At 56.9% G+C, this 7,268-nt stretch carries 9 protein-coding genes and 1 pseudogene; 3 read left to right on the top strand and 7 right to left on the bottom strand.

Going from position 1 to position 7,268, the window contains the following annotated elements; translation table 11 throughout:
- Nucleotides 1-338: 338 nt before the first annotated feature.
- Complete coding sequence (locus tag AC5E6N_RS22350) at nucleotides 339-581, top strand: DUF6429 family protein (RefSeq protein ID WP_491749881.1); 243 nt, start codon at nucleotides 339-341, stop codon at nucleotides 579-581.
- A gap of 713 nt (nucleotides 582-1,294) precedes the next feature.
- Here AC5E6N_RS22350 and AC5E6N_RS22345 read toward each other — a convergent pair.
- Together AC5E6N_RS22345 and AC5E6N_RS22340 are read right to left on the bottom strand one after the other, a co-directional pair.
- The gene (locus tag AC5E6N_RS22345; protein ID WP_491749880.1) at nucleotides 1,295-1,588 is read right to left on the bottom strand and encodes a CcdB family protein; all 294 of its coding nucleotides are present in this window, start codon (nucleotides 1,586-1,588) and stop codon (nucleotides 1,295-1,297) included.
- An 11-nt stretch (nucleotides 1,589-1,599) separates the two neighbouring features.
- The gene (locus AC5E6N_RS22340; RefSeq protein WP_491749879.1) at nucleotides 1,600-1,821 is read right to left on the bottom strand and encodes a type II toxin-antitoxin system CcdA family antitoxin; all 222 of its coding nucleotides are present in this window, start codon (nucleotides 1,819-1,821) and stop codon (nucleotides 1,600-1,602) included.
- Between the two features lie 81 nt (nucleotides 1,822-1,902).
- On the opposite strand from AC5E6N_RS22340, the pseudogene AC5E6N_RS22335 reads away from it, so the two are divergent.
- Nucleotides 1,903-2,606 (top strand): annotated as a pseudogene (locus AC5E6N_RS22335) (hypothetical protein).
- An 8-nt stretch (nucleotides 2,607-2,614) separates the two neighbouring features.
- Here AC5E6N_RS22335 and AC5E6N_RS22330 read toward each other — a convergent pair.
- The 5 genes from AC5E6N_RS22330 to repB all read right to left on the bottom strand — a co-directional run bounded on the left by AC5E6N_RS22330 (nucleotide 2,615) and on the right by repB (nucleotide 6,413).
- Complete coding sequence (locus AC5E6N_RS22330; protein WP_491749878.1) at nucleotides 2,615-2,980, bottom strand: helix-turn-helix domain-containing protein; 366 nt, start codon at nucleotides 2,978-2,980, stop codon at nucleotides 2,615-2,617.
- Between the two features lie 11 nt (nucleotides 2,981-2,991).
- On the bottom strand, nucleotides 2,992-3,336 hold the full coding sequence (locus AC5E6N_RS22325; RefSeq protein WP_491749877.1) for a type II toxin-antitoxin system RelE/ParE family toxin: 345 nt from the start codon (nucleotides 3,334-3,336) through the stop codon (nucleotides 2,992-2,994).
- Between the two features lie 96 nt (nucleotides 3,337-3,432).
- Nucleotides 3,433-3,894 (bottom strand): GIY-YIG nuclease family protein, encoded by a 462-nt coding sequence (locus AC5E6N_RS22320; RefSeq protein ID WP_491749876.1) that lies wholly within the window; start codon nucleotides 3,892-3,894, stop codon nucleotides 3,433-3,435.
- Nucleotides 3,891-5,189: a plasmid replication protein RepC gene (gene repC / locus AC5E6N_RS22315; protein WP_491749875.1), complete on the bottom strand. Its 1,299-nt coding sequence runs from the start codon at nucleotides 5,187-5,189 to the stop codon at nucleotides 3,891-3,893. The genes AC5E6N_RS22320 and repC overlap by 4 nt, the downstream gene beginning before the upstream one ends.
- A gap of 255 nt (nucleotides 5,190-5,444) precedes the next feature.
- Nucleotides 5,445-6,413 (bottom strand): plasmid partitioning protein RepB, encoded by a 969-nt coding sequence (gene repB / locus AC5E6N_RS22310; protein ID WP_491749874.1) that lies wholly within the window; start codon nucleotides 6,411-6,413, stop codon nucleotides 5,445-5,447.
- A 177-nt stretch (nucleotides 6,414-6,590) separates the two neighbouring features.
- Here repB and AC5E6N_RS22305 point away from each other — a divergent pair.
- A partial coding sequence (locus AC5E6N_RS22305) for an ISAs1 family transposase (protein ID WP_491749873.1) occupies nucleotides 6,591-7,268 on the top strand: 678 nt, incomplete at its 3' end.

Raw genomic sequence — 7,268 nt, 5'->3', positions numbered from 1 at the left:
TCGGCGGCCCCAGTTGCCCTTCGACCCGGGCAGGTGCGGCTTCAAACGGAGCCAAAGCTCCTCACTTAAATCGTGGCGATGCAGGTCTGACATGGCGTTCTCCTTCCATGACAAACTACAAAAACAAGGTTAACAATCATTCAAATTGGGGACAGCATTTAAGATAGGCGCCTGGTTTTTCGACCAGACCCAGATCGTGTTTCTGAACAGTCACGGCGACCGCAGCGACGGCCAGATCCACATCCAGAGTAGGGTCGATTGCCGGACGGTGCAAAATCCTACGCCAATTTTGACCATTTTTGGGGTGCGTAGCCGCATTTCTTGCTATGATCGACCACATGGAGATCGACACAGACCGCGTTGACGAAGTTGTTTTGGGGCTATTGTGGCTGACGCTGCATGATGAGCGCCGAGCCTGGAAGGGCCATGACCGGGATGTGATGAACCGATTGTATGAACAAGGCCTGATCTATAACCCTGTGAACAAAGCCAAATCGGTTGTCCTGACGGATGAGGGATTGGCGAAGGCGGAAGAATTGTTTCGCGCCTTGTTTGCAAAATCGGACGAGAAGGCGGGTTGACCTCATGCAGCCCGGCTCCGTTGCTTTCGCCATCTGTGTCACCGGAGCCACAACAGTGACATCGACCTTGGTATGATCGATCTGCACGATATCGACAGGTTTTGCTGCGGCGAGACTACCCGGCGTTGCCAGAAATATCGGTTCGGATTTGCCCTTGCCTTCGCGCCGGCGCATCAGATCTGCCTGATCCTGTAGCTCCAGCCACCGACCAAGACGACGGATCGACGGCGCAGGAAGACCATCCCTACGGCAATCCGCAGCGACCTCCCGCCAGAACCTGGTTTGTGTGGGCTTGCGCCGTGTCGCGTAGAGCCTTGTGAAGTGGTGTCGGACGATGGCTTCGATCTCCGGCTCCAGCGGCTGCATAACGCGCTTTGGTCCCTTCGAGCGCGGCAGCATTGAACTCGTGCGTTGATCTTCGCGGTATCGCTTCAAGAGACGGAACACGGTCGCCCGACTGACACCAAGCGCCTCCATCGCTTCCTCGACATCGCCCGGACAGAGTTGCTCGGGCAATGCAGACAACACTTTCGCGCGGTCCGACAACGGGCCTTCAGAGCCCAATCCTGATGTTCCGGAGGCTGAGATTTCGTCCGCAGCGTCCCATGGGCCCGTCAATCAATGCTCAGCGCGACGAGAGAGACCGTTTTGCCGAGAACACTGTTAATGTTCCGGACTTTGCAGACACCCGGCCGAAAGGTCCCGTGAGAAAATCAGAAGCCGTCTATGAGGATATCAAGCGCCCGTTTCAGCGCGTCTCGCTCCTCTGCCAGGGATCCAACACGCTCCTGCAGTTCCGCCCCTGTGACGGCTGCAAGCTCCTGAATCCGAACGATCCAGGTTTTGCCATCCATCACCACATTCGGCGTCAAGCCAGGGAATGCGGTATAGGCTCCCTTTTCCCGCAGCGGCGCAACGATGCGAGAGGCATCCATTCCGATAAGATCGGTCTGAAGATCGACGACAAGAATGCCGTTTCGAAGGCGATAGACGTCAAACTGAGCCATGGGCGCGATCGTCAGAAAGTGCGGAAGTCAGCAAGAGGCAAGCCATTGTCCTCGATCTCTTTTGCGTATGCTTCAAGCGCATCCCGATTTTCATCGCGCCAAAGTCGATTGCGCTCGAGCTTGGCTGCGTCCGCGATCGCACGCTCTGCGAGACGAGACATGTTGAGACCAAGCTCCCGCGCTTCGTCTGTCACATCCGTATCCAGTGTCAGATTCACTTTAGCACGCGCCAAATCAAGCTCTCCATCCATCCGTATGGACTAGGAGTATAGTTTATATGGCAGATGAAAGCAAACATCCTGGGCAATCCGAGGATGCTGGGAATTCAACTGCAGCCTCCCAGAGCCCGACAATCGAAGCTCAGCTCGCCGAGAAAGCCCATAAGCCCCCCTTCCCCTGCCCGGGAAATCGCCGTTCCGGAGGGTGTTGCGGCCTCTGGCTCATTGGAGGGCCTGGTCGAAACGGCCCGCGATTATGCCAAACAGGCGACGGCCGAGAACACAAACACAGCGTACAAACAGGACTGGGCCATTTCGCCAGCTGGTGCCGACGCCGCGGTGCCGACCAGTTCACGCCGGATCCGCGGCTGATCGGGCTCTATATCACCGAGATGGCCGCGCCACAGGACGGGTCCCCTGCCCTTGCCGTCTCGACGATCGAACGTCGGCTGTCGGGGCTGTCCTGGAACTATCAGCAACGTGGGCAACGGCTCGATCGCCAGGACCGGCACATCGCCACTGTTCTGGCCGGCATTCTAAACAAACACGGCAGATCAGACCTGCCCGGTTCATGCGCTCGAGCAATGGCTGCACTTTGCCAAGATCGATCACGGTCCGATCTTCAGGCGTGTTACGAGAGACAATGGCGGCGTCCAGGCTGATCGGCTCTCCGACAAGCACGTTGCGCGACTGATCATGTCAAGAAACAGCTCGGACACGCCTCCCCTCAAATGACGCGGCGCAATCAGCGGCGAAGAGAGCGGTTCCGCGTCAATCTGACGAAAGCTGCTGGCCTATGACATCAGCGTCAGGCCGCGCTGACCCGAGATTTGACGGGCTTGCCCTTCTTCATCGGGATCTCGGCCGTTGTTCCATCGGGCATTTCCGCCAGGAGCCGCAAACGGCCGCCCATGCCGGCGACATAGCGTTCCAGGGTTCCGATCTTGGCGCCGGTGAGCTCGGCATTTTCGAAACGCGATACCTCGCCCTGGGCCAATCCGGTTTTCTCGGCGAGGTCCTTCTGGGTGATCGATAGGGCCTTGCGGATTTCGGACAGGTGCAGCTCTGCGGCCATTTCGCCGGCAAGCGTTTCGATACGCTCGCGACGGTCGTGCGGAAGCGCGCGAATGCGATCACCGGCATTCACAAAGGCAGTTTTCTTCAGCTTTGCCATCGATCTTCCTTTCATTCCGCCTCAAGCCATTCGTCGAAGCGCTCGTCAGCGGTTGCGATGAGGCTCTTGTAAAACCGCTTCTGGTTCTTGCCCTGCTTGTTGCCGCCAACCAGGACGACAGCGTTTCTCTCTTCATCGAACGCGAAGGCAAACCTCCAGACGCCCTGCTCTTTCACGCGTATTTCCTTCATATTGGCGTGCCCGGAGCCGGCGAGCGTATCGACATGAGGTCGCCCCAACTGGGGACCATATTGCTCCAGCAGGAGAATTACCGCATCGAGCTTGTCACACACCTCACCAGGGAATGTCTCGCGTTCTTCGACGAAGTCCGGATGTTCAAAAACGGCCCACGTCATGACAGAAATATAGCCTCTAGCTGATATCGGTTCAAGCCGATATTTTTAATCGAGCGAACCGGCCAATAAAACAGCATTCTCATGCCCTTCGCTCCATCATTTCATTTGCCCTCCTACAGGCTTCAGAAGATGGGACACACAGCGGCGGCAGTCTGAACTACCAAAACCATCAATCGCCGACCGAAACGCGCCGATTGCGGTGAGCAAATCGACCAATTCACATTCCGAAGCGTCAAACGACACCAAAGCTCCAACCTCCTTGGCTGCCACGGTCAGTTGATCGATATGCCAGTGGATCGCCTTGGCTGTTGCAAAGTGGCGCTTGAGTCTGCTTCGCAAACCGCCTGGCCCGCGCGCACTACCGGCATAGACATATGAACCCGCCATTACGCCAATCGAACCTATTTTCGGCGTACAAAACAAAACCGTCCTATCGAGCGAGACCAGCAAGAGATAGGCGCCAGGGCCGCCCGGAATCTCCCCAGCCCTTTCCGACCCATACCAATGCAATGGGATACCGGGCAGCAATCGTTGGATGGCAGACGGCTCCAGCCTCATGAATGCGATCCTTGTATCTGGCTCAGCCGTCCATAGAAGCTCCGTTCGAGATGGAGATCTCCCTCGAGCGCCTTGCCGACAATCCCGCGCAGATAGCCGCCCGCCGAAGCGACTTCTCCCTTTGCGTGCTTGTCGTAGATCAGCGCGATGGCGGCCGCGGCAACAAATGGCCCGAGTTTTTGCTGAGCCACATTCCAGGCGTCCTCAGATATTCCGCAAGACGGCCGTAGCAGCCCGGCGGCACGGTGTAGATCGTCCCAGTTTTTCACGTAACCACCGACCATGGCCCGCGCCATATCGCCAAATTCCGGGCAGGCAGCCATCACAGTGGTCAATTCAACATCGGACGTTCGTCTATTTTCATGGGTCGACCATTGTATGTCACTTAAATCTGCGTTTTCCTTTTCAACCAACGGTGGCGCATCTGTCCCAGGAGGTCCAGATCGCGCGGCTTTGTGTTCAAAGCTTTTACTTGTTACTGAGTCAGGTTGGTTTGTAATTAGTATATGAGTGCCACTTTCGGCACCCGTGGGTGTCATTTTTTGTGAATCAGAGGCTCCTTCGGCCGGCCTAGCATCAGATCTCTCCGGCCAATCAAACGCGGCTGTGAAAGCTTCTTCCACCCTTTCCTTCAGGGCTCCAAACCAGTCAGCTAGGTCCATGAGCTTCTCCGGCGTATCAGAGCGCCGGGGAAGGCGTTCCAGCACCAATTCGAACTCAGCCTGCAAATCCCTCCACGGTCCCCTCAGACGGCTCTCCAGCGCTTTCTCGATCTTGGCCCTTATACTACGTCGGGCGATCGTGATCGTGTTGCGCAGGGACTGGCAAAGCGCCCTCACCTCGAGATTGCGAGCGTGAAGCGCCTCAAACTCCGCCGTTCGGGTCGCCAGAGGTGTGAGATCGTAGCCATAAGCCTCCACGATGTTGCCGTCCTCGTCCCGTTTCCCCCACCGCTTGCCGTTCGGACTGTCCTTCATCGAAATGATGCCGGCATCGCACAAGCGCCTACCATGACGTCTGAGCGCTGACAGGGAGAACCCGGTCTGTTCCAGGAGATAGGCGTTTGAGGGCCATACGATCGGCCGGCGGCCTTGCTGCCAGTCCTGAGGCTGTGTGACGGCCGCCAGGATGTCCAGGAGCAGCATGTGCGGCGCCTTGAGCCCGATCGACGCGGCGACCTTCTTCACAGCAACAATCGCTTGGGATTTGGGTACAGATAGACATTCGCCGGCTAGTGCAAGCTTCTCAGCCTCGACCAGACCCGACGTCGGCTTGCGCCAACCATTATGTGTCATGGGGGTACGTGACCTCCTTTCCCCGAAAGAAGGCAAAAGAAATCCGTCTGCCAAACGGTGTTATTCCGTTGACAGTGATTCGCGGAGAGTGCTATCTAAGGGATGCTAATAGGACTTAGAGAGCTCTCGGGCCGCTGGTTTGGGGGCTTTTCTTTTGCCTGTGTTTCTTTCTTTGCTCGTTTCCTTCGTTGTTCACTCGTTACAATCCGCGAACTGGGCACTAGAAGCCTCAGACCGTGCCGAGGTCGATGCGGATCACCGGTTCTCGAGGGTCTCCTTGTATTTTGCCAGGAGATCATCCATTTCGGCCTCGAGAAATCTGCTGAACCCGGTTCCATGGGCTTTGGAAAGTGTAAATTTGATCGAACCTGGTCCGACCGTCATCGAACCGATGTCACCGAGATTTCGTGTTACGGACTGTGTTTTGCGCGTCTTCTTGGGGTTTGACCCAGAACCCTGCAGTGCTGCGAGCAATTTTTCGAACCGCTCATCGCTGGTGAGGTTCTGGAAGCTGTCTTCTTCGATCAGTTCAAGCGCCCTGCCTCGGTTTGCAGGCAGGATCACCAGTTTCTTGAACGACTCCCACCGGTCACGGCCGATGGATTTGGCTGGTCCAATAAACTCGATGATGTCCTCATCGATCTTTTGAGAGACAGCGAGCAGCCTTGACAATAGCGTGGCATCGACGGTGAGAGCCGCCTGGATGACGTCCTTGGTATGACCGAGGTTGAGCAGCCGCTTTGCAAACAGTGATTTCTCGATGAAGGACAGGTCCGATCGCGCCGAGTTCTCCTGACCTTGGGCCAGGATATGAGCCAAATCATCCATCGGCTTGATGACCGCTCGCACATTGCGTCCCAGCTCTCGGGCGACACGGACGCGCCGATGTCCGAAGACGATCATGTATCGGTCTGTCAAACTTGGGTGCGGCCTGAGCAAGACGGGCGAGTCTTGTCCATCGCGTTCGATCGTAGCCTTGAGATCCAGGTACTCCTCATCGTCACCAGATAGTCGGTCATTGACGAAAGAGGCGTCGATTTTGTTGGGATCGACGTCCACGATCGTCTCACCCTCAAGCATTTTCTTCGCATCATCTGCCAGACTGTCGAGGGAAGCCTTCATCTTGCCGGAAGCGCCCTTCAGACCATAGGCTGAGCGCTTTTCACTTTGCGTTTGGTCCGTCTCTTTACCCAGGACGCTTTCCAATAGGTTCTTTCGAGCCATCAAAACTTCCCTCTTGCCTGTCTAGGCAACTGAAACAAAGTGGAAATTCGGGATTCTGCACGGCTGTCAATTCTAGCCATCACAGCCCACGGCTTCGAACTCAGGTTAACGAGCGCTTCCCGGTTGACGCTTGATGTGGTTCTGTCGGGCTCTGTTTTTTGCTTCGGGAGCGCCGTCATGAATATCGTTGATGAGAAACCACGCCTGTGCAGTCTGCTTGCCCATTTTGCGATCATAGAGGATCCACGGGAGCAATGGCGGGTTGCACACCCCCTGCCAGAGGTTCTATTGCTGGTCGTGTGCGCCAGCATCTCCGGCTGCGATGACTTCGACGATATCGCGGCGTGGGGCGAGACCCACCTCGACTTCCTGCGGCGGTTTCAGCCTTATCATCACGGCGTACCGGGTGCTCGCTGGCTCAATATCCTCATGAACCGGCTCGATCCCCAACTGTTCTCGGATTGCTTCATGGCCTGGGCCAACGACCTGCGACCCGATGCCCCCGATCTCATCGCCATTGACGGCAAGACGTCGCGTCGCAGCCATGACCGCCCTTCTGGCAAGGCAGCATTGCATCTTCTGTCGGCTTTTGCGACGCGTGAGAAGCTGGTCCTCGGTCAGCAGGCAGTGGCGCCGACCTCCAACGAGATCACCACCATCCCGATCCTGTTGGAGCGCCTGGCGGCGTCCGGCATGCTGGCTGGTGCCCTGGTCAGTATCGACGCCATCGCCAGCAATCCCGGCATCGCTCAATCCATCCTCGACCACGAGGCCGACTACCTCCTGGCGATCAAAACCAATCAGCCAACGCTACACGCCGAAATCGAGCGCTTCTTCGCCGATCCCGATGCTGGG

The organism is Hoeflea sp. (assembly GCF_984452065.1).
Note: the sequence above shows the minus strand (reverse complement) of the source record. Positions and strands in the feature narration are given on the sequence as shown.